General features: G+C 72.7%; 19 protein-coding genes and 2 pseudogenes. 12 read left to right on the top strand and 9 right to left on the bottom strand.

Annotated features, from left to right (window positions below):
- Positions 1-6: 6 nt before the first annotated feature.
- Complete coding sequence (gene paaN, locus IAG44_RS19850) at positions 7-1,698, bottom strand: phenylacetic acid degradation protein PaaN (protein ID WP_187748435.1); 1,692 nt, start codon at positions 1,696-1,698, stop codon at positions 7-9.
- Positions 1,699-1,836: 138 nt separating this feature from the next.
- Between paaN and IAG44_RS19845 the strand changes: the two genes are divergently transcribed.
- Together IAG44_RS19845 and IAG44_RS19840 are read left to right on the top strand one after the other, a co-directional pair.
- Positions 1,837-3,354, top strand: a complete 1,518-nt coding sequence (locus IAG44_RS19845) for a 3-hydroxyacyl-CoA dehydrogenase (RefSeq protein WP_187748434.1) — start codon at positions 1,837-1,839, stop codon at positions 3,352-3,354.
- Positions 3,351-3,941, top strand: a complete 591-nt coding sequence (locus tag IAG44_RS19840) for a TetR/AcrR family transcriptional regulator (protein ID WP_187748433.1) — start codon at positions 3,351-3,353, stop codon at positions 3,939-3,941. The genes IAG44_RS19845 and IAG44_RS19840 overlap by 4 nt, the downstream gene beginning before the upstream one ends.
- A 22-nt stretch (positions 3,942-3,963) precedes the next feature.
- On the opposite strand, the gene IAG44_RS19835 is transcribed toward IAG44_RS19840, so the two are convergent.
- The 3 genes from IAG44_RS19835 to IAG44_RS19825 all read right to left on the bottom strand — a co-directional run bounded on the left by IAG44_RS19835 (position 3,964) and on the right by IAG44_RS19825 (position 5,067).
- Entirely contained in the window at positions 3,964-4,374 is a 411-nt protein-coding gene (locus IAG44_RS19835) for a PIN domain nuclease (protein ID WP_187748432.1), read from the bottom strand.
- Positions 4,371-4,598, bottom strand: coding sequence for a type II toxin-antitoxin system VapB family antitoxin (locus IAG44_RS19830; protein WP_187748431.1), 228 nt, complete (start codon positions 4,596-4,598; stop codon positions 4,371-4,373). The genes IAG44_RS19835 and IAG44_RS19830 overlap by 4 nt, the downstream gene beginning before the upstream one ends.
- A 109-nt stretch (positions 4,599-4,707) precedes the next feature.
- The gene (locus tag IAG44_RS19825) at positions 4,708-5,067 is read right to left on the bottom strand and encodes a hypothetical protein (RefSeq protein WP_187748430.1); all 360 of its coding nucleotides are present in this window, start codon (positions 5,065-5,067) and stop codon (positions 4,708-4,710) included.
- A gap of 311 nt (positions 5,068-5,378) precedes the next feature.
- On the opposite strand from IAG44_RS19825, the gene IAG44_RS19820 reads away from it, so the two are divergent.
- Positions 5,379-5,711 carry an SH3 domain-containing protein gene (locus IAG44_RS19820; RefSeq protein WP_246561900.1) on the top strand — a complete coding sequence of 111 codons (333 nt, stop codon included), beginning with the start codon at positions 5,379-5,381 and terminating at the stop codon, positions 5,709-5,711.
- Between the two features lie 153 nt (positions 5,712-5,864).
- Here IAG44_RS19820 and IAG44_RS43605 read toward each other — a convergent pair.
- Positions 5,865-6,180, bottom strand: a pseudogene (locus tag IAG44_RS43605) (NUDIX domain-containing protein); the annotation flags it as partial.
- A gap of 129 nt (positions 6,181-6,309) precedes the next feature.
- Here IAG44_RS43605 and IAG44_RS43600 point away from each other — a divergent pair.
- Complete coding sequence (locus IAG44_RS43600; RefSeq protein ID WP_246561899.1) at positions 6,310-6,612, top strand: hypothetical protein; 303 nt, start codon at positions 6,310-6,312, stop codon at positions 6,610-6,612.
- Between the two features lie 8 nt (positions 6,613-6,620).
- Here the strand turns inward: IAG44_RS43600 and IAG44_RS19805 are convergent, their stop codons facing one another.
- Positions 6,621-7,121 (bottom strand): Lrp/AsnC family transcriptional regulator, encoded by a 501-nt coding sequence (locus tag IAG44_RS19805; protein ID WP_425508458.1) that lies wholly within the window; start codon positions 7,119-7,121, stop codon positions 6,621-6,623.
- 175 nt (positions 7,122-7,296) lie between these two features.
- Between IAG44_RS19805 and pdhA the strand changes: the two genes are divergently transcribed.
- From pdhA to IAG44_RS19780, 5 genes are all read left to right on the top strand, one after another.
- Entirely contained in the window at positions 7,297-8,427 is a 1,131-nt protein-coding gene (gene pdhA, locus IAG44_RS19800) for a pyruvate dehydrogenase (acetyl-transferring) E1 component subunit alpha (protein WP_187748428.1), read from the top strand.
- Positions 8,424-9,428, top strand: coding sequence for an alpha-ketoacid dehydrogenase subunit beta (locus tag IAG44_RS19795; protein ID WP_187748427.1), 1,005 nt, complete (start codon positions 8,424-8,426; stop codon positions 9,426-9,428). Before pdhA ends, IAG44_RS19795 begins: the two co-directional genes overlap by 4 nt.
- Complete coding sequence (locus IAG44_RS19790) at positions 9,428-10,852, top strand: dihydrolipoamide acetyltransferase family protein (protein WP_187748426.1); 1,425 nt, start codon at positions 9,428-9,430, stop codon at positions 10,850-10,852. The genes IAG44_RS19795 and IAG44_RS19790 overlap by 1 nt, the downstream gene beginning before the upstream one ends.
- A 66-nt stretch (positions 10,853-10,918) precedes the next feature.
- The gene (locus IAG44_RS19785; protein WP_187748425.1) at positions 10,919-11,809 is read left to right on the top strand and encodes an NTP transferase domain-containing protein; all 891 of its coding nucleotides are present in this window, start codon (positions 10,919-10,921) and stop codon (positions 11,807-11,809) included.
- Positions 11,806-13,191 carry a molybdopterin molybdotransferase MoeA gene (locus IAG44_RS19780; RefSeq protein WP_187748424.1) on the top strand — a complete coding sequence of 462 codons (1,386 nt, stop codon included), beginning with the start codon at positions 11,806-11,808 and terminating at the stop codon, positions 13,189-13,191. Before IAG44_RS19785 ends, IAG44_RS19780 begins: the two co-directional genes overlap by 4 nt.
- Before the next feature lie 34 nt (positions 13,192-13,225).
- On the opposite strand, the gene IAG44_RS19775 is transcribed toward IAG44_RS19780, so the two are convergent.
- A complete protein-coding gene (locus tag IAG44_RS19775; RefSeq protein WP_246564200.1) occupies positions 13,226-14,341 on the bottom strand; it encodes a potassium channel family protein in 1,116 nt (371 codons plus the stop codon).
- A 116-nt stretch (positions 14,342-14,457) separates the two neighbouring features.
- Between IAG44_RS19775 and IAG44_RS19770 the strand changes: the two are divergent.
- Together IAG44_RS19770 and IAG44_RS19765 are read left to right on the top strand one after the other, a co-directional pair.
- Positions 14,458-15,129, top strand: a pseudogene (locus IAG44_RS19770) (potassium channel family protein); the annotation flags it as partial.
- Positions 15,130-16,219: 1,090 nt separating this feature from the next.
- On the top strand, positions 16,220-17,203 hold the full coding sequence (locus IAG44_RS19765) for an NAD(P)H-quinone oxidoreductase (RefSeq protein WP_187748421.1): 984 nt from the start codon (positions 16,220-16,222) through the stop codon (positions 17,201-17,203).
- Positions 17,204-17,238: 35 nt separating this feature from the next.
- On the opposite strand, the gene IAG44_RS19760 is transcribed toward IAG44_RS19765, so the two are convergent.
- Positions 17,239-17,769: a hypothetical protein gene (locus tag IAG44_RS19760; protein ID WP_187748420.1), complete on the bottom strand. Its 531-nt coding sequence runs from the start codon at positions 17,767-17,769 to the stop codon at positions 17,239-17,241.
- Positions 17,770-18,273: 504 nt separating this feature from the next.
- On the opposite strand from IAG44_RS19760, the gene IAG44_RS19755 reads away from it, so the two are divergent.
- Entirely contained in the window at positions 18,274-18,819 is a 546-nt protein-coding gene (locus tag IAG44_RS19755; RefSeq protein ID WP_187748419.1) for a bacterial proteasome activator family protein, read from the top strand.
- Between the two features lie 81 nt (positions 18,820-18,900).
- Here the strand turns inward: IAG44_RS19755 and IAG44_RS19750 are convergent, their stop codons facing one another.
- A complete protein-coding gene (locus IAG44_RS19750) occupies positions 18,901-20,514 on the bottom strand; it encodes a Stk1 family PASTA domain-containing Ser/Thr kinase (protein WP_187748418.1) in 1,614 nt (537 codons plus the stop codon).
- Positions 20,515-20,542 lie beyond the last annotated feature (28 nt).

Genomic DNA, 20,542 nt, shown 5'->3' with positions numbered 1-20,542 from the left:
CCCTCCCTAGCCCTCCCGGCGGACCTCCACGACCCGGAACCGGCTCGCGACGAACGCGCCGTCCGTCAGGGCCGCGTTGGCCGCCGGGTTGCCGCCGGAGCCGTGGAAGTCGGAGAACGCGGCCGTCTGGTTGACGTACACGCCCCCGGTGAGGTTCAGGGAGAGCTGCGCGGCCTCCTCCAGGCACGCCTCCTCGATCGCCGCCTCGACGCTGGCGTCCGTCGTGTACGCGCCGACCGTCATGGCGCCCTTCTCGCGGACCGTGCGCGTCAGGAGGGCGACCGCGTCGGCGGTGGAGTCGACGGCGACGGCGAAGGAGACCGGGCCGAAGCACTCGCTGAGGTAGGCGGACTCGGCGTCGGGCTTGGTGCCGTCGAGCTTGACGATCAGGGGCGTGCGCACGACCGCGTCGGGGAACTCGGGGTTGGTGACCGCGCGGGAGGCGAGGGCGACCTCGCCGAGGCTCGCGGCGGCCTCCAGGCGGGCCTTGACGTCCGGGTTGACCAGGGCGCCGAGCAGGCCGTTCGCGCGGGCGTCGTCACCCAGCAGGCCGTCCACCGCGCGCGCGAGGTCGGCCACGACCTCGTCGTAGGACTTCGGGCCCGCGTCCGTGTCGATGCCGTCGCGGGGGATCAGGAGGTTCTGCGGGGTGGTGCACATCTGGCCGCTGTAGAGGGACAGGGAGAACGCCAGGTTGGCGAGCATGCCCTGGTAGTTGGCCGTGGAGTCGACGATCACCGTGTTGACGCCGGCCTTCTCCGTGTAGACCTGCGCCTGGCGGGCGTTGGCCTCCAGCCAGTCGCCGAAGGCGGTCGAGCCCGTGTAGTCGACGATGCGGATCTCGGGGCGCGTCGCGAGGGTCTTGGCGATGCCCTCGCCGGGGCGCTCGGCGGCCAGGGCGACGAGGTTCGGGTCGAAGCCGGACTCGGTGAGCACGTCACGCGCGATGCGCACGGTCAGCGCGAGCGGCAGGACCGCGCGCGGGTGCGGCTTGACCAGGACGGCGTTGCCGGTCGCCAGGGAGGCGAACAGGCCCGGGAAGCCGTTCCACGTCGGGAAGGTGTTGCAGCCGATGACCAGGCCGATGCCGCGCGGGACGGGCGTGAACGCCTTGTGCAGCTCCAGGGGGTCGCGCTTGCCCTGCGGCTTGGACCACTCGGCCGTCCCCGGCGTGCGGATCTGCTCCGCGTACGCGTACGCCACCGCTTCGAGGCCGCGGTCCTGGGCGTGGGGGCCGCCCGCCTGGAACGCCATCATGAACGCCTGGCCGGAGGTGTGCATGACCGCGTGCGCGAACTCGTGGCTGCGGTCGGAGATCCGCTTGAGGATCTCCAGGCAGACCACCGCGCGCACCTCCGCGCCCGCGTCCCGCCACGCCTTCTGGCCGGCCTTCATCGCGGGCAGCAGGACGTCCGCGTCCGCGTGCGGGTACGTGATGCCCAGCTCCGGCCCGTAGGGGGAGACTTCGCCGCCCACCCAGCCGTCCGTACCGGGCTGGTCCAGCTCGAAGCGGGTGTTCAGGAGGGCGTCGTACGCCGATTTGCCCGCCGCGAGGTCCAGGCTGCCGTTCTCGCCGTACGCCTTGGGGTGCTCGGGGTGGGGGGACCAGTACGCGCGCGTGCGGATCGCTTCCAGCGCCTGGTCGAGGGTGGGGCGGTGCTTGACGATGAGGTCGGCGGCGGTGGGTTCGGCGGCCATGCGGGACCAACTCCTGGGGTGGATGTGTCTGTGTGTCTGGGCAGGAACAGCCGGTCACCGCTAGAGTAACCGAACGATCGGTCGGGACAAGGGGGCCTGCCGCATCTGTGGAAAACCCCGTGCGGGAGGATCGCGCACATGACAGCTATCGACCTCAGCAGCCCCGTGGCCGTCGTCGGCACCGGCACCATGGGCCAGGGCATCGCCCAGGTCGCTCTGGTCGCCGGGCACCCCGTACGGCTCCACGACTCGGCGCCCGGACGCGCGCGGGAGGCCGCCGACGCGATCGGCGCCCGTCTCGACCGGCTCGTCGAGAAGAACCGCCTCACCGCCGCCGACCGCGACGCCGCGCGTGCCCGTCTGACGCCCGTGGACGCGCTCGACGGCCTCGCCGACTGCGCCCTCGTCGTCGAGGCCGTCCTGGAGGACCTGGACGCCAAGCAGGGGCTCTTCCGCGCGCTGGAGGACGTCGTCGCCGAGGACTGTCTCCTCGCCACCAACACGTCGTCCCTGTCGGTCACCGCGATCGGCGGGGCGCTGCGCAACCCCGGGCGCCTGGTCGGCCTGCACTTCTTCAACCCCGCGCCGCTGCTGCCGCTCGTCGAGGTCGTCTCCGGGTGTGCCACGGACGTCTCGTCGGCCACGCGCGCGTACGAGACCGCGCGCGCGTGGGGCAAGACGCCGGTCGCCTGCGCGGACACGCCCGGGTTCATCGTCAACCGCATCGCCCGGCCCTTCTACGCCGAGGCGTTCGCCGTGTACGAGGCGCAGGGCGGCGACCCGGCCACCCTCGACGCCGTCCTGCGCGAGTGCGGCGGCTTCCGCATGGGCGCGTTCGAACTCACCGACCTCATCGGGCAGGACGTCAACGAGTCCGTCACGCACTCCGTGTGGAAGTCCTTCTTCCAGGACGTGCGGTTCGCGCCCTCCCTCGCGCAGCGCAGGCTCGTCGAGTCAGGGCGGCTCGGCCGCAAGACCGGGCACGGCTGGTACGACTACGGCGACGACGCGGAGGCCGCCGAGCCGCACACCGCTGAACCCGCCCAGGCGCCCGCGTACGTCACCGCCGAGGGCGACCTGGGCCCCGCGGCCGACCTCCTCCCGCTGATCCGCGAGGCGGGCATCCAGGTCCGTGAGGAGGACGAGGACCACGGCACGCGGCTCGTCCTGCCCGGCGGGGGTCAGCTCGCGCTCGCCGACGGGCAGACGTCCGTCGAGTTCCGCGACGTCGTCTACTTCGACCTCGCCCTCGACTACCGCAAGGCCACCCGGATCGCCCTCTCCGCCTCCCAGGACACCTCGCCGCAGACCCTCTCCGAGGCGATCGGCCTCTTCCAGGCGCTCGGCAAGTCCGTCAGCGTCCTCGGTGACGTCCCCGGCATGATCGTCGCCCGTACGGTCGCCCGGATCGTCGACCTCGCGCACGACGCGGTCGCCAAGGGGGTCGCGACGGAGGAGGACGTCGACACGGCGATGCGGCTCGGCGTCAACTACCCGCTGGGGCCCTTCGAATGGAGCCGCCGTCTCGGGCGTAACTGGGCGTACGCGCTCCTCGACGACCTCCACCTGCGTGATCCCTCCGGGCGGTACGCGCCCTCCCTCGCGCTCTACCGGCACGCGTACGCCTCCGACAAGCGGGAGGGCAGCACCTCATGACCACCGCCAAGCGCGACACGTACACGCCGGAGACGCTGCTCTCCGTCGCCGTGCAGGTCTTCAACGAGCGTGGCTACGACGGCACGTCGATGGAACACCTCTCCAAGGCCGCCGGGATCTCCAAGTCGTCGATCTACCACCACGTCGCCGGGAAGGAGGAGTTGCTGCGGCGCGCGGTCAGCCGTGCGCTGGACGGGCTCTTCGGGATCCTCGACGAGGACCACGCGCGCGTGGGACGTGCCGTCGACCGTCTTGAACATGTCGTCCGCCGTATGGTCGACGTTCTGATCAGCGAGCTTCCGTATGTGACGCTTCTTCTTCGTGTTCGCGGTAACACGGACACCGAGCGGTGGGCCCTTGAGCGGCGCCGCGAATTCGACCACCGGGTCGCCGAGCTGCTGAAAGCCGCCTCCGCCGACGGTGACGTCCGCGCCGACATCGACGTCCGCCTCGCCACCCGCCTCGTCTTCGGCATGATCAACTCCGTCGTGGAGTGGTACCGGCCGGACGGGCGGGGGGCCGGGGAGCGGGAGGTCGCGGACGCGGTGGCTCGGCTGGTGTTCGAGGGGCTGCGGGGGGCGGGGTGAGCGGTGGCGACGTCGGCGGGGGTTACCCCTTGAGGTCGATCATGCGCACCGGTTGTCCCGTCGTTCGCGCGATCGTCTCGAAGTCGCGGTCGTAGTGGAGCAGTGTCAGACCTGCTTCCTCCGCGACGGCGGAGACCAGGAGGTCGACGGGGCCCGCGCTGCGGTGCTCGCCTTTCGCGGTGAGCTGTTCCTGGACCACGCGGGCACGCCGGAAGACGCCCTCCGGCACCGGGCACCAGGTGAACTGGTTCAGGCGTTCCCCGATGGCCTCGCGGTCGGCCGAGGAGCGGGCCGAGTACTGGACCTCCAACTCGGTGATGTCGCACAGGGCCACCAACCCGGCGCCGATGCGACGCTCCCACTCCTCGGTCGCCCGGCGAAGCAGCACCCGGGCGAGGGCCGAGGTGTCGATGAGGTAGTCCGCGACGCTCAACGGGCGGATCCACCACGGTAGTTGCGCTTGTCCAGCAGGAGTTCCACGTCGAGAGCGCCTTCCGCCGCGAGGTCCTGAAGCTCGTGCAGGGCGCGCAGGCGGCGGTTGCGCGCCACGATCTCACGCAACGCGGTATTGATCGTGTCGCGCTTGGTCGTGGTCCCCAGCTCCTTGGCGGCTGCTTCCAGCGCTTCGTCGTCGAGGTCGATGACGGTACGGCTCACGAGGACCCCTTCCGTGTATACGGCTTCGTATATCAATATACACGTTGTCATGTATACCGACCTGGACGAGCTGCCCCGCCCGGAAGCGGACTGAGCGGGGCGTCGCGGGTTACGCGCTGGCCCTGAAGTCGTCCAGGCCGAAGGGTGCGCCTTCGTAGGTGTAGGGGTAGTCGACGCCCATGGTCGCGAGGGTGGCGGCGCGGCGGCGTTCCCATTGGAGGCGGAGTTCCCAGGCGGCCTCGGCATGGGCGTGGCGGTCGGCCTGGAGGCGGAAGAGTTCGGCGGCTTCTTCCTTGGAGGGTGAGGTCCAGGGGCGGGACCAGGGGCTTACGGGGATGACGGGGGCGGCGGGGTCGGCCGGGGCGGGTGCGGGGTGGCACGGCTTGCGGCGTTGGCCCGTGGCCGGGAGGAGGAGGGCGAGCAGGGTGCGCAGGCATGCCGAAATGGCATGCGCGATAGAGTGGCGCATGGCGACAGGTTCCTTACTAGGGTTGGTTGTCGTCAGGCCCCATCAGCGGAGTGCTGCTAACACTCCGAGCTCTGGTGGGGCCACTTTTTTGTTGTTGCGTATCACGCTAGCACCAAGATTCCCTTTGCGATGCGGCATGTTGGGGATCCGGGGCGTCAAGGGCCCCTGGGAGGAACGATGTTGGCCGAAAGGGCGCGCTCGCGGTCGGGTAGGGTCTGGTTTCGCGCGTGCGAAGTAGCAAGCACGTGCACCGCGCTGTGCGTCCCCCGAGCCGGCGCATCCTCATGCCTCGCAAGTCAAGGAGACGAGATATGCGTATCGTTCGGAACATAGCGGCTGCCGCCGCGTCCGCCGCCCTCATGATCGGCGGCGCCGTCGCCGTCGCGCCGTCCGCCTCGGCGGCGTCCCTGCCGGCCGCCTGCAACCTGCCGCTCACGCAGACCAAGGAAGCGTCGACGTCCGTCAACCTCCGCAGCGGCCCCGGCACGAGCTACACGTCCCTCGGCATCCTCGCCACCGGCGTCAAGTTCACCGAGTACTGCACGAAGGACTACGCCTGGAGCTACGGCAAGGTCACCAGCGGCGCCAACAAGGGCAAGCTCGGGTGGGTCAAGTACTCCCTCCTCAACCCCATCGAGAGCTGAGCGGATTCCGTTTCGCACGCAAATCGCTTCGCTCGGACGTAGCTGAGTGATCTTCGTGCGCTGGTGGCGGGCCTGGCCGGATCCGGTACGTTCACGCCGTGCCGGGGCGGCCGGGTTCCGCTTCCCGCGCGTTCGCTGATCCCAGCCGTACGTTCACCGATCCCAGCCGTACAGGGAAACGCCCGTCCCGCCCGCCAGGTACCTCCGCAGCGCCCTGTCGGCCGTGCTCACGAACGCGTCGGGGATCTCGTCGACGTCCACCCAGCGCACCTGTGCGTGCTTCCCGGGTTCCCGGTTCTCGGGCTCGCCGGTCCACCGCCCTCACCCTTACACCGGTCTCCTCGTACAGCTCACGCACCGCTGTCTCCGTGATCGGCTCACCGGGTTCGCCCTTGCCGATCGGCAGATCCCACAGTCCCTGGCCGAACTTGGCGCGGGGGCCGCGCTGGAGGAGGACGACGCGGTGGGTTCTTTCGCCGGGTGTTCGATGAGGGCTCAGGCGGTGCGGTTCGCGTCGGACGTGTGATGAGTACGCGCGCGTGCCTCTTGAGTACGTGCCCCGATGCCGCGTCTCCGGTCGGTGCGGTGGGATCGGGGCATGACACAGGAAGCCGTCGTTCGTTCCGCCCGTCACGCCGACTGGTGGGCCGCCCCTCTCATCGCCACGCTGTTCGGACTGCCGCTGCTCGTATGGGAGTTCAGCTGGCAGTGGGCGAATGACGGGACGGAGCTGATCTTCGGGGCCGTCTACTGGGGGTTCGGGCTGTGGGCCGTTTCCTGGCTGCTGCCGCATCGGGTGAAGTACCGCAGGTGGAGGGCGTGGGCGGCCTTCGGGACCGTCGGGATCGGGGCGCTGCCCTTGATGTTCGCCTTGTTGCTGGGGCTGGCCATGAGTACGTGAGTACGCGATCAGCCCTGCGGTTCCAGGTCCTCTTCCTCGAAGACCAGGAGGGTGCGGCTGCTCAGGACCTCGGGGATGCTCTGGAGGCGGGTGAGGACGAGTTCGCGGAGGGCTCGGTTGTCGGGGGTGTGGACGAGGAGGAGGACGTCGAAGTCGCCGCCGACGAGGGCGATGTGGGAGGCGCCGGGGAGTTGGCGGAGTTGTTCGCGGACGGTGCGCCAGGAGTTCTGGACGATCTTCAAGGTGATGTAGGCGCTGGTGCCTTGGCCGGCGCGTTCGTGGTCGACGCGGGCGCCGAAGCCGCGGATCACGCCGTCCTCGACGAGGCGGTTGATGCGGGCGTAGGCGTTCGCGCGGGAGACGTGGACGCGTTCGGCGACCGAGCGGATGGAGGCGCGGCCGTCGGACTGGAGCATGCGCAGGATGTCGTGGTCGATCGCGTCCAGCGGACGCGCGGGGGGAGGCGGGGTTCCGGTTTCCGGGTTTTCGGCCATTTGTTCAGGTGCCATGTCCCCCCGCCTCCCTACCATGGACGTACTGCGTCCATCACAGGCTGTGGAGAACCGTTTGTCCACAGCCTGAGGGCACCCGTAGCCAAACTGTGCCGACGACCGAACAATCGGTAGGTGAGGCGCCTCACCGACGACGCGCCTCCCGTAGCCGCTCCCACGAGGAGGTGCCGTCATGACGGTCATGGAGCAGCGAGGCGCGTACCGGCCCACACCGCCGCCCGCCTGGCAGCCCCGGATGGACCCCGCGCCCCTGCTGCCGGACGCCGAGCCGTACCGCGTCCTGGGCACCGAGCGGGCGGCCCAGGCGGACCCGGAGCTGCTGCGCAGGCTGCACGCGCAGCTGGTGCGCGGACGGCGCTACAACACGCAGGCGACGGCGCTCACCCGCCAGGGCAGGCTCGCCGTGTACCCGTCCAGCACCGGCCAGGAGGCGTGCGAGGTCGCCGCCGCGCTCGCCCTGGAGGAGCGCGACTGGCTCTTCCCGAGCTACCGCGACACCCTCGCGGCCGTCGCACGCGGCGTGGACCCCGTCGAGGCGCTGACCCTGCTGCGCGGCGACTGGCACACCGGCTACGACCCGTACGCGCACCGCGTGGCCCCCCTGTGCACCCCCCTCGCCACCCAGCTCCCGCACGCCGTGGGCCTCGCGCACGCCGCCCGCCTCAAGGGGGACGACGTCGTCGCGCTCGCGATGGTCGGCGACGGCGGCACCAGCGAGGGCGACTTCCACGAGGCCCTGAACTTCGCCGCCGTCTGGCAGGCGCCGGTCGTCTTCCTCGTCCAGAACAACGGCTTCGCCATCTCGGTGCCGCTCGCCAAGCAGACGGCGGCCCCCTCCCTGGCCCACAAGGCCGTCGGGTACGGCATGCCGGGCCGCCTGGTCGACGGCAACGACGCCCTCGCCGTCCACGAGGTCCTGACCGACGCCGTCCGCCACGCGCGCGAGGGCGGCGGCCCGACGCTCGTCGAGGCCGTCACCTACCGGATGGAGGCCCACACCAACGCGGACGACGCGACGCGCTACCGGGGCGACGCCGAGGTCGAGGCGTGGCGCGAGCACGACCCCATCGCCCTCGTCGAATGCGAGCTGGCCACGCGCGGGCTGCTCGACGAACCCCGCCGCAAGGGCGTCCAGGACGCCGCCGAGGCCATGGCGGCCTCCTTGCGCGAGCGCATGAACCAGGACCCCGCGCTCGACCCGGACGACCTCTTCGCCCACGTCTACGCCGCCCCCACCCCCCAGCTCCGCGAGCAACAGGCCCTGCTGCACGCCGAGCTGGAAGCCGAAAGGGACCGGGCATGACCACCGTCGCCGTCAAACCGGCCACCTTCGCGCAGGCCCTCAACCGCGCCCTGCGCGACGCGATGGCCGCCGACCCGGCCGTCCACGTGATGGGCGAGGACGTCGGCACCCTCGGCGGGGTCTTCCGCGTCACCGACGGGCTCGCGAAGGAGTTCGGCGACGACCGCTGCACCGACACGCCCCTCGCCGAGGCCGGCATCCTCGGGACGGCCGTCGGGATGGCCATGTACGGGCTGCGGCCGGTCGTCGAGATGCAGTTCGACGCGTTCGCCTACCCGGCGTTCGAGCAGGTCATCAGCCATGTCGCGAAGATGCGCAACCGTACGCGCGGGCGCATGCCCCTGCCGATCACCATCCGCGTCCCCTACGGCGGCGGCATCGGCGGCGTCGAGCACCACAGCGACTCCTCCGAGGCGTACTACGCGGCCACCCCCGGCCTGCACGTCGTCACCCCGGCGACCGTCGCCGACGCGTACGGGCTGCTGCGCGCGGCCATCGCCTCCGACGACCCCGTCGTCTTCCTGGAGCCGAAAAGGCTGTACTGGTCCAAGGACACCTGGAACCCTGAGGAACCGCCGCACGTTGAACCGATCGGACGCGCGGTGGCGCGGCGCTCGGGCGGGAGCGCCACGCTCATCACGTACGGGCCCTCGCTCCCCGTCTGCCTCGAAGCGGCCGAGGCGGCGCAGGCGGAGGGCTGGGACCTGGAGGTGGTCGACCTGCGCTCGCTGGTGCCGTTCGACGACGACACGGTCTGCGCGTCCGTACGACGCACCGGGCGGGCGGTCGTCGTCCACGAGTCGGGCTCCTTCGGGGGCCCGGGAGGCGAGATCGCCGCGCGCGTGACGGAACGCTGCTTCCATCACCTGGAGGCGCCCGTCCTGCGCGTCGGTGGCTTCGACATCCCCTACCCGCCGCCGATGCTGGAACGGCACCACCTGCCCGGTGTCGACCGGATCCTCGACGCGGTCGCGCGTCTCCAATGGGAGGCCGAGAGCTGATGGCACAGGTCCTGGAGTTCAAACTGCCCGACCTCGGCGAAGGGCTCACCGAGGCGCTGATCGTCACCTGGATGGTCCAGGTCGGTGACGTCGTCACCGTCGACCAGCCCGTCGTCGAGGTCGAGACGGCCAAGGCGATGGTGGAGGTGCCCTGTCCGTACGCGGGAGTCGTCACCGCCCGCTTCGGCGACGAGGGCACGGAACTCCCGGTCGGGGCACCGCTCCTGACGGTCGCCGTGGGGGCGGCACAGGGGGCTTCCCCGGCGGAGGCCGCCGCGCCGACGCAGGCCGCTTCTCCGGCTTCTGCGGCCGAGGGGTCCGGGAACGTGCTGGTCGGTTACGGCACCGGCCAGCCGCCCGCGCGCAGGCGCCGGGTACGGCCGGGGGCCCTGGCAGGCGGGGCCAACGGGAATCGGGGGGTCGCGGCGATCCAGGCGTCCGCCGAGGTCGGGACGTCGGCCGTACGCGCGGGCGTCGAGTCGGCGACGGGACACCCGGCCACGGACCTCGCCTCCGGCGACCGTGCCGACGGGCCCGTCCCCGTCATCTCCCCCCTCGTCCGGCGGCTCGCCCGCCAAGGCGGCCTCGATCTGCGCGAGTTGACCGGCTCCGGGCCCGAGGGGCTGATCCTGCGGGCCGACGTGGAGGACGCGCTGCGGGTGGCGGCGGTGCAGGGGCGCGCGGCGGGCTCGCCCGCTCACGTGGCGCATGCCCCGTCCACGGCCCCCGGTTCCGGCGAGACCCGCATCCCCCTCAAGGGCCTGCGCGGCACCGTCGCCGACAAGCTCAGCCGCAGCCGCCGCGAGATCCCGGACGCGACGTGCTGGGTGGACGCCGACGCGACGGAGCTGATGCGCGCGCGGGCGGCGATGAACGGCGTCGGCGGGCCCAAGGTCTCGCTCCTCGCGCTGCTCGCCCGCATCTGCACGGCGGCCCTGGCCAAGTACCCCGAGCTGAACGCGCGCGTGGACACCGAGGCGCGCGAGATCGTCGTCCTGGACGGCGTGCACCTCGGGTTCGCCGCGCAGACCGGACGGGGGCTGGTCGTCCCGGTCGTCAAGGACGCGCACACGCGCAACGCCGAGAGCCTGACGGCGGAGTTCGCCCGGCTCACCGAGGCGGCCCGTACCGGGGGGCTCACGCCGGGCGAACTGACCGGCGGGACCTTCACGTTGAACAACTACGGCGTCTTCGGGGTCGACGGCTCCACGCCGATCATCAACCACCCCGAGGCGGCGATGCTCGGCGTCGGCCGCATCGTCCCCAAGCCGTGGGTCCACGAAGGGGAGCTGGCCGCCCGCCAGGTCGTCCAGCTGTCCCTCACGTTCGATCACCGGGTGTGCGACGGGGGCACGGCCGGGGGGTTCCTCCGGTACGTCGCGGACTGCGTCGAGCAGCCGGCGGTGCTGCTGCGGACGGTGTGAGGCGCGCGGGCGCACAGGGCGTGACGGCGTGTTCCGTGTGATCGAGGCGGCCCCCATACTCGGGGGATGACCTCGTACGCGCGCCCCTACGACGCCGTCGTCCTCGCGGGCGGCGGGGCGCGTCGGCTCGGGGGCGCGGACAAACCCGGCGTGCGCGTCGGCGGGCGGGCGCTGCTCGACCGGGTGCTCGGAGCGTGCGCCGACGCCGCCCGCACGGTCGTCGTCGCCGAGCCCCGGGCCACCGTCCGGCCGGTGGAGTGGATCCGCGAGGATCCGCCGGGCGGCGGCCCCGTCGCCGCGCTGGACGCCGGGCTGCGGCGGACGGACGCCGAGCGGGTCGTCGTCCTCTCCGCCGACCTGCCCTTCCTCGCGCCGGACACCGTACGGCGGCTGCTCGCCGCGCTGGACGCCGGTGCGGACGGCGCGCTGCTCGCCGACGCCGACGGGCGCGACCAGCCGCTGGTCGCCGCGTACCGCTCCGCCGCCCTGCGCCGGGAGCTGGCCGCGCTGGGCGACGGCCTCGCGGGGCTGCCGCTGCGCCGGCTCACCGCAGGACTCCACCTCACCCGCGTCCCGGACCCCGTCGCGTCCTTCGACTGCGACACCTGGGACGACATCGCCACCGCCAGGGCCCGGATCAGGGAGCATGACCACGTGTTGGATGAATGGATCTCCGCAGTCAAGGACGAGCTGGGCATCGACCTCGACGTCGACACCACGCTCCTCCTGGACCTCGCCCGCGACGCCGCGCACGGCGTGGCCCGCCCCGCCGCCCCCCTGACCACCTTCCTCGTCGGCTACGCCGCCGCCCGCGCCGACGGCACGCCCGAGGCCGTCGCCGAGGCCACCCGCAAGGCCACCGCGTTGGCCCTGCGCTGGGCCGAAGAAGAGGACGAGAAGGGCGACAAGGGCGACGGCAAGGGCGGCACGTCCGACGCCGGTTCGGCCGCCGGATGAGCCGCCCCGACACCCACGCGGACGACCTCGACGTCGAGGAGGTGCTGGCACTCGTGAGGAACCCACGGAGCACCGGGGAGGCCGGCGAAGCCAGGGAGGCCGGGGACGGCGCGCGTGCCGGTGCCCCCGGCGCCCAGCCCGCTGCCCCGGCGACCCCCACCACCCCCTCCGCCCCCTCCGCCCCCACCCCTCACCACCACGCCACCCCCTGGCCCCAGGCCCGCGCCATCGCCACCCGCGCGGGCCGCACCCTCGCCGCTCGCCGCACCCCCCGCTCCGTCCCCCTCGACCACGCCCTCGGCCTCCCCCTGGCCGCTCCCCTGACCGCCCTCACCGACCTGCCGTCGTTCGACACCTCGGCGATGGACGGCTGGGCGGTCGCGGGACCGGGCCCCTGGGCCGTGCGGGAGGACGGGGTGCTCGCCGGGCAGACCGCGTCGGAGCGGCTGGCCGACGGGACGGCCGTGCGGATCGCGACCGGCGCGCGGATCCCGCTGGACACCACGGCCGTCCTGCGCAGCGAGCACGGCCGGACCGACGGGAACGGGCGGCTGCACGCCACCAAGGACGTCCAGCACGGGCAGGACATCCGGCCCCGCGCGCAGGAGTGCCGTGCCGGGGAGGTGCTGCTGCCCGAGGGGGCCGTCGTGACGGCGGCGGTGCTGGGGCTCGCGGCGGCGGCCGGGTACGACACGCTCGCGGTGACGGCCCGGCCGCGCGCCGAGGTGCTGGTGCTCGGTGACGAGCTGCTGACCAAGGGGCGCCCGCACGACGGGCTCATCCGGGACGCGCTGGGGCCGATGCTGCCACCGTGGCTGAGGGCGCTGGGCGCCGAGGTGCCGGTGGTGCGGCGGCTCGGGGACGACGCGGAGGCGCTGTACCGGGCGATCAGCGCGTCCGAGGCCGACCTGATCGTCACGACCGGAGGGACCGCCGCCGGGCCCGTGGACCACGTCCACCCGATCCTCGCGAGGATCGGCGCCGAGCTGCTGGTCGACGGGGTGAAGGTGCGGCCAGGGCACCCCATGCTGCTGGCCCGGATCAAGGAGGGGCAGCATCTGGTCGGGCTGCCGGGCAACCCCCTCGCGGCCGTCTCCGGGCTCCTCACCCTCGCCGAGCCCCTGCTGAGGAGCCTCGCGGCGAGGCCCGCGTCCGAGCCGTACGCGCTGCCACTGAAAGAGGCGGTGCAGGGGCATCCGTCCGACACGCGGTTGATCCCCGTCGCGGTGCGGGGGGAGCGGGCCGTGCCGTTGCACTACAACGGGCCGGCGATGTTGCGGGGGGTCGCGGTGGCGGACGCGTTGGCGGTAGTGGTGCCGGGTGGGGTGCGGGCGGGGGAGGACGTCGAACTGCTGGAGCTGCCTTGGGGGTTGGGGGGGTGATGTTTCACGTGAAACATGCCGTCCCCCAAGCCCGTTACGCCGCCTCCGTCACCTTCGCCCGGCTCACCGTCACCACCCGGTCCCCCACCTCCAGCGTGCCTAGCTCCGGGTCCGCGTAGTCGAGCAGCTTCTTGCGTCGGACGACCGCGACGACGAGGTCCGCGCAGGCGCGGGGCGAGGTGCCGATCTCCTCGGGGGCGACGGGGCGTTCGACGATGTCGAGGCCGCTGCCGAGGGTCATGAGGTCTTCGAGGGTGTTCGCGACGACCGGGCTGACCATGGCGACGCCCAGCAGGCGCCCGGCGGAGCTGGAGCTGGTGATGACCGTGTCGGCGCCGCTCTGCTTGAGCAGCGGCACGTTCTCGTCCTCGCGGGCGGCGACGACGATCGTGGCGCGGCGGTTGAGCTGGCGCGCGGTGAGGGTGACCAGGGCGGTGGTGTCGTCGCGCTGGGGGCAGACGATGATCTGGGAGGCGGTGTGCACCTCGGCCTTCAGCAGGGTCTCCGAACGGGTCGCGTCCCCTATCACCGAGACGAGGCCGTCCTCGGCGGCCAGCAGCACCGCCTTCTTCTGGGCGTCCACGACGACGATCCTGTCCTTCGCGATGCCCTGTCCGACCAGGGTCTCCGCCGCGTGGCGGCCCTTCGTGCCGTAGCCGACGACCACGACGTGGTCGCGCAGGCGGGAGCGCCAGCGGTGGACGCGGACCTGCTGGCGGGTGCGCTCGGTCAGGACCTCCAGGGTGGTGCCGACCAGGATGATCAGGAAGACGACGCGCAACGGCGTCACGACCAGGATGTTCACCAGGCGGGCCGCGTCGCTGACCGGGGTGATGTCGCCGTAGCCGGTCGTCGAGAGGGTGACGGTGGCGTAGTAGGCGGCGTCCAGGAGGTCGACCGAGCCGTCGGAGTTGTCGTTGTAGCCGTCGTGGTCGAGGTAGACGATGAACGTCGTCAAGGCCAGCACCAGCAGGGCCAGCAGGAGGCGGCGCAGCACCTGGGCGAGCGGGGGGACGCCGCTGCGCGTCGGCATCGTCACCGCGCGGCTCGCCTCGGCGTCGTCGCGGGCGTCGGAGCGCGAGCGGTACCACAGGGAGCGGAACAGGGAGAGTCTGCTCAGCTTCGTCGGTGGCCTCGGGTGGTCCTTCAAGGCGTGCCCCCCTGGGGTGTTGATCCGGTCGGTGGGCACCATGGTTCCTGGCGGCGGTCCGGTCGTCACACCCGCCACACGCGATCCGTCGCAGTACGTCTCGTCGAGCACCCCGGAGGCCCATCTTGCGTGACCACACTGTCGTCGTCGGCTTCGGTACGAAGGGGCGTTCCGCGATTCGGACCGCCTGTGCGTCGGGGCTGCGCAAGGAGCAGGTCGTCGTGGTCGATCCCAGTGCCAAGGTGATCGACGCGGCGACTGCCGAGGGGTACGAGGGGGTTGTGGGGGACGCGACCCGTAGTGACGTGTTGCGGCGGGCCGAGGTGCACAAGGCCGGGCGGATCATCATCGCCACGCAGCGGGACGATACGGCCGTTCTTGTCGCGCTTACCGCGCGTCAGCTGAATCAGGGAGCCGTGATCGTTGCTGCTGTGCGGGAGGAGGAGAACGCGCCTCTGCTGCGGCAGTCCGGGGCGGATGAGGTCATCACCAGTGCGGGGGCGGCTGGGCGGCTCCTCGGGCTGTCCGTCCTCTCGCCCTCCGCCGGGGTGATCATGGAGGGGTTGTTGCGGCAGGGGAGCGGGCTGGACATTGTCGAGCGGCCTGTCACCCGTGCGGAGACCGGGAAGACGCCTCGGGAGACTGAGGATCTGGTGGTGAGTGTGGTGCGGGGGCATCGGGTGTTGGGGTATGACGATCCGGCGGTGGGGGTGCTGGAGTTGACGGATCGGGTGGTGACGATTGTGCGGGCATCTGGGGTGGTGGGGAGTGTGGGGGGTGCTGTGTGAGTGGGCGGGTGCGGGTTCGTTGTGGCTGGTCGCGCAGTTCCCCGCGCCCCTAGGTGGGTGGGGGTGAGCGCGGGATGTCGTCTGCGGGGATTGTGTCGCTGCTGCGGAGTCGTCGGTTGATGCAGCCTCCCGCGCCTCCGCGCCCTCCGCGTCTCCGCGCCTCCCGCGCCCCCAGCGCCTCCCGCGTCTCCGCGTCCTCCGCGTCTCCGCGCCCTCCGCGTCTCCCGCGTCTCCGCGTCTCCCGCGCCCTCCGCGTCTCCGCGTCTTCGCGTCTCCGCGTCTTCGCGCCTCCCGCGTCTTCGCGCCTCCCGCGCCTCCGCGTCTCCCGCGCCGCCCGCGTCTCCGCGTCTCCCGCGCCGCCCGCGTCTCCGCGTCTCCCGCGCCGCCCGCGTCTCCGCGTCTCCCGCGCCGCCCGCGTCTCCGCGTCTCCCGCGCCGCCCGCGTCTCCGCGTCTCCCGCCGCCCGCGTCTCCGCGTCTCCCGCGCCGCCCGCGTCTCCGCGTCTCCCGCGCCGCCCGCGTCTCCGCGTCTCCCGCGCCGCCCGCGTCTCCGCGTCTCCCGCGCCGCCCGCGTCTCCGCGTCTCCCGCGCCGCCCGCGTCTCCGCGTCTCCCGCGCCGCCCGCGTCTCCGCGTCTCCCGCGCCGCCCGCGTCTCCGCGTCTCCCGCGCCGCCCGCGTCTCCGCGTCTCCCGCGCCTCCGCGCCGCCCGCGCCGCCCGCGTCTCCGCGTCTCCCGCGCCGCCCGCGTCTCCGCGTCTCCCGCGCCTCCGCGCCGCCCGCGTCTCCGCGTCTCCCGCGCCTCCGCGCCGCCCGCGTCTCCGCGTCTCCCGCGCCTCCGCGCCGCCCGCGCCGCCCGCGCCTCCGCGCCGCCCGCGCCGCCCGCGTCTTCGCGCCTCCCGCGCCTCCCGCACCTCCGCGTCTCCCGCGCCCCCAGCGCTGCCCGCGTCTTCGCGCCTCCCGCGCCTCCCGCACCTCCGCGCCTCCCGCGCCCCCAGCGCCGCCCGCGTCTCCGCGCCTCCCCCGACTCCGAGCCTCCCGGCGTCTCCGCGTCTCCGGTGCCTCTGTGTTTCGGGTGAGGAGTAGCGTCGGGCTTATGCGTGCGATCACTATTTCTGAGCCTGGTGGGCCCGAGGTGTTGGGGTGGAGCGATGTGCCGGATGCGGTGGCTGGGGAGGGGGAGGTGGTGGTCGAGGTTGTGGCTGGGGCTGTCAATCGGGCTGATCTGTTGCAGCGGCAGGGGTTTTACAATCCCCCGCCGGGGGCTTCGGCGTATCCCGGGCTGGAGTGTTCCGGGCGGATTGTTGAAGTGGGGGCCGGGGTGAGTGGGTGGCGGGTCGGGGACGAGGTGTGTGCGTTGCTCGCGGGTGGGGGGTACGCGGAGAAGGTGGCCGTGCCGGCGGGGCAGTTGTTGCCGGTGCCCAAGGGGGTCGATCTCGTGCGGGCCGCCGCGCTGCCGGAGGTCGCGTGCACCGTCTGGTCCAACGTTTTCATGATTTCCCACCTGCGGCCCGGGGAGACGTTGCTCGTCCATGGGGGGTCCAGTGGGATCGGGACGATGGCCATTCAGCTCGGGAAGGCCGTCGGGGCGAAGGTCGCGGTGACCGCCGGGACGGCGGAGAAGCTGCGGCGGTGTGCCGAACTCGGTGCCGATGTGCTCATCAACTACCGGGAGCAGGACTTCGTCGAGGAGGTGCGGGCGGCGACCGGCGGGGCCGGGGCCGACGTCATCCTCGACAACATGGGGGCGAAGTATCTCGACCGCAACGTCCAGGCGCTCGCCGTGAACGGGCGGCTCTCGATCATCGGCATGCAGGGGGGTGTGAAGGCCGACCTCAACATCGGCACCCTCCTCGCCAAACGGGCGGCCATCAGCGCGACGTCCCTCCGGGCCCGGCCCCTTGAGGAGAAGGCCGCCATCGTCGCCGCCGTCCGCGAGCACGTCTGGCCGCTGGTGTCCGAGGGGCATGTCCGGCCCGTCGTCGACCGGGAGATTCCCATGCCGGAGGCGGGGGAGGCGCATCGGGTGGTGGAGGAGAGCGGGCATGTGGGGAAGGTGCTGCTGGTGGTGCCTCGGTAGGGAGCGGTACGGCGGGGGCCTTCGCGTGTGAGCCGTCAGCCTCGGCGCAGTCTCAGGCCCGCCAGGGCCAGCGCCAGGCCCAGGCCCACCAGTACCAGTCCGCTGCCGAGGGGGAGCACGTGGAGGGCCGAGTCGCCGTCGGCGTGGCGGCGGGCGGTGTCGTGCACGGGGTCCGGGCGGACGGCCGAGGCCGCGTCGGGGGTCCCCCCGGGATGCTCGGCTGAGGGGGCTGCCCCGGAGGGCTCCGCCGAGGGCTGCGGCACCGGTCCCTCCTCGACGGCCGTCTCCCCCACTCGCCCCGGCCGCTCCCGGCCCTCCCCCGGGTGGCTTCCGGCGCGCTCGGGAGTGGAACGGGGGGCCGGTGACGGCTCCAGGGCGCCTGCCTCGCCGGTGCCGCACAGCCACACGACCGTGCACAGCACGAGCGCGCCGGGCCGGACGAACGTCCGACGGCGGACCGGAGCTGGGGCTGGGGCATCGGCGGAGGTCCGCGCGGCGTCAGCCGGTTCGCGCGGCGGGGTGCGGGGCGACGTCGGCGCGCTGCCTACGTCCCGTGCGGGTGCCATCCCGTTGGGCCGCGTCGCCTCGCCTCTCGGCCGGGGGGCCGGTTCCGTCGTCCGCGTCGGCGCGCACCCTGTTCCCCGCGTCGGTTCCGCCCCGCCGGCGTCTGCCGCGTCGGCCGGTTCGCGCGGACCGGCCGAGGTTCCCGGCGGGAAGCCGTTCCACGTCGACGGGGTCCCCGCTGCCCGTGTCGACGTCGTCCCCCGCGTCCGCGCCGCCTCGCCCACCTGTCGTGCCGTCCCGCCTCTCCGTGCGAACCCGTCCGCCCCCGGCGTCCCAGCACTCCGCCGAGCGGTCGGCCCGGCTTCCCGGCTCGGTGTCGCTCCTCGGGGTTGCGTTGCTCTGGGCTTGTGAGGCATCTGGCCCGTTCGTCCTCCCGCGACCGTGGGTGGGGTGTGTCGTCAGGGTCGCATGGGGGAGGGGAGGGGGCATTTCGGGGGGAACGGGGTGGATCTTCGGGGGGAGGGGGTAGCCGGGTGGGAGCAGGGTCGGTGCGAGAGAATGTGGGCATGGAGATGCCGAGGAACGAAAGGTCGCCGGAGAACGCCCAGAAGATCCTGGTCGTGGGCCAGGACGGCATGGCGCTCGGCGGGGTCGACCTGGACGACGAGGGTCGGGAAGTTCCCGTGACCGAGATGGTGGAGCAGCCGGCGAAGGTCATGCGGATCGGAAGCATGATCAAGCAACTGCTGGAGGAGGTGCGGGCGGCTCCGCTGGACGAGGCGAGCCGGGCGCGTCTCAAGGAGATCCACGCGAGTTCGGTGAAGGAGCTGGAGGACGGCCTCGCGCCGGAGCTCGTCGAGGAACTGGAGCGCCTGTCGCTCCCGTTCAACGAGGAGTCCACGCCCAGCGACGCCGAGCTGAGGATCGCCCAGGCGCAGCTCGTGGGCTGGCTGGAGGGCCTGTTCCACGGGATCCAGACGACCCTCTTCGCCCAGCAGATGGCCGCGCGCGCCCAACTGGAGCAGATGCGCCGCGCACTCCCTCCGGGAGTGGGGGGCCACGAGGGTGAGGAAGGGCATCCGGGGGCCCGTACGGGTGGGCCGTACCTGTAACTCAGGCCGTACCTGTAACTCAGGGCGTAGATCAGGAGAAGGCCGGCGCCCGGGACATCCGGGCGCCGGCCTTTCGCATGGTCAGGACGCCGGATCCCCCGTCGACACGTTCAGCTGGATCTCCGGCATGTTCTTCGGGTCGACGTCCGTGTCCGCCGCCGGGAACTGGTTCATGACCGTCCCCTCGCCGAACGTGTTCTCGTCCACGTCGACGATCTTGGGCCGCCACCCGGCCGCCTGGAGGCACGCCTTGACGGAGTCGATGTTCTTGAACTTGAAGTTGGGCACCCGGATCTTGTCGGGGTCGTTGTAGGACTCCTCCGGCTCCGAGCACTCCGTGGACTCGATCGTCTTGGTCGGGTCCGGCCCCCGGTGCCCCGCGACGGCGCTCGCGGAGGGCGACTCGGACGCGGTCCCGCCGCCCTCCTCCTTCTTGCCGCCCCCGTTGAAGGAGAGCGCCACGAGCAGCGCCCCCACCGCGACGACGGCGACGACGACCGACCCGACGACGAGGGGCCGGGTGCTGCGCCGGCCGGCGGGCGCGGACGGCGGCGGCGTGGCCGGCCCGCCCCCGAGGGGGTAGGTCTGGGCGCCGTACGCGGGAGCCGGCGTCGGGAATCCGCCCTGCTGGGGGTAGCCGTACGAGGGCGCGGGCGCGGGCACCGCACCGTACGGACCGCCACCCTGAGGGCCATAAGGGCCGGGCGTCGGCGCAGGCCCCGGTGCCGGCGTCCCCAGCGGCGGGAACACCGCCGACCCCACCCCCTGCCCACTGCTCACCGGCGCCCCCGGCACGATGCTCGGCGGCGCCGCCTGGAAGGACGCGGCGACCCGCAGGCACTCCTCGCGCATCGCGACGGCGGTGGGGAACCGTTCGTTGGGGTTCTTCTTCAGCGCCCGGGAGATCAGCGCGTCCACGGCCGGCGGCAGCGCGCGGTTGATGGAGGAGGCGCGCGGCGGCTCCTCCTGGACGTGCGCGTACGCGATCGCGAGCGGCGAGTCCGCGTCGAACGGCAGCCGCCCGGTGACGAGCTGGAACAGCATGATGCCGACCGAGTACAGGTCGGAGCGCGCGTCGACCGCCCGGCCGAGCGCCTGCTCCGGCGAGAGGTACTGCGGCGTGCCGACGACCATGCCGGTCTGCGTCATCGACGTCACCCCGGACTGCATGGCCCGCGCGATGCCGAAGTCCATGACCTTGACGACGCCGCGCTTGTCGACCATCACGTTGCCGGGCTTGATGTCGCGGTGGACGAGCCCCATCTCGTGGCTGATGTCGAGCGCCGCGAGGACGTCGGCGGTGATCTTCAGCGCCTGGTCGGCGGGCATCGCCCCGTGCTGGCGGACGTCCGCGTCGAGGACCGAGCCGAGCGGGCGGCCCTCGATGTACTCCATGACGATGTACGGCGTCGTCTCGCCGCCCGTCTGGTCCTCGCCGGTGTCGAAGACGGAGACGATGTTGGTGTGGGTGAGCTTGGCCACGGCCTGCGCCTCGCGCCGGAACCGCTCGCGGAACGCCTCCTCGCGGCCGAGCTGGGAGTGCAGCGTCTTGACGGCGACCTGCCGGTCGAGGACGGAGTCGTAGGCGAGGTGGACCGAGGCCATGCCGCCCTCGCCCAGCAGCCCGCGTACCTGGTAGCGTCCGCCCGCCAGCGACTGCCCCGTGAAGCGGCCCTCGGCACCGTCGTGGCTCATGTCTGCGCGTCCCCCATCGTGCGTCCCG

This window comes from Streptomyces roseirectus, assembly GCF_014489635.1.
In the GTDB taxonomy this organism is placed as follows: Bacteria; Actinomycetota; Actinomycetes; order Streptomycetales; family Streptomycetaceae; genus Streptomyces; species Streptomyces roseirectus.
This window is presented reverse-complemented; position numbering and strand designations above follow the sequence as displayed.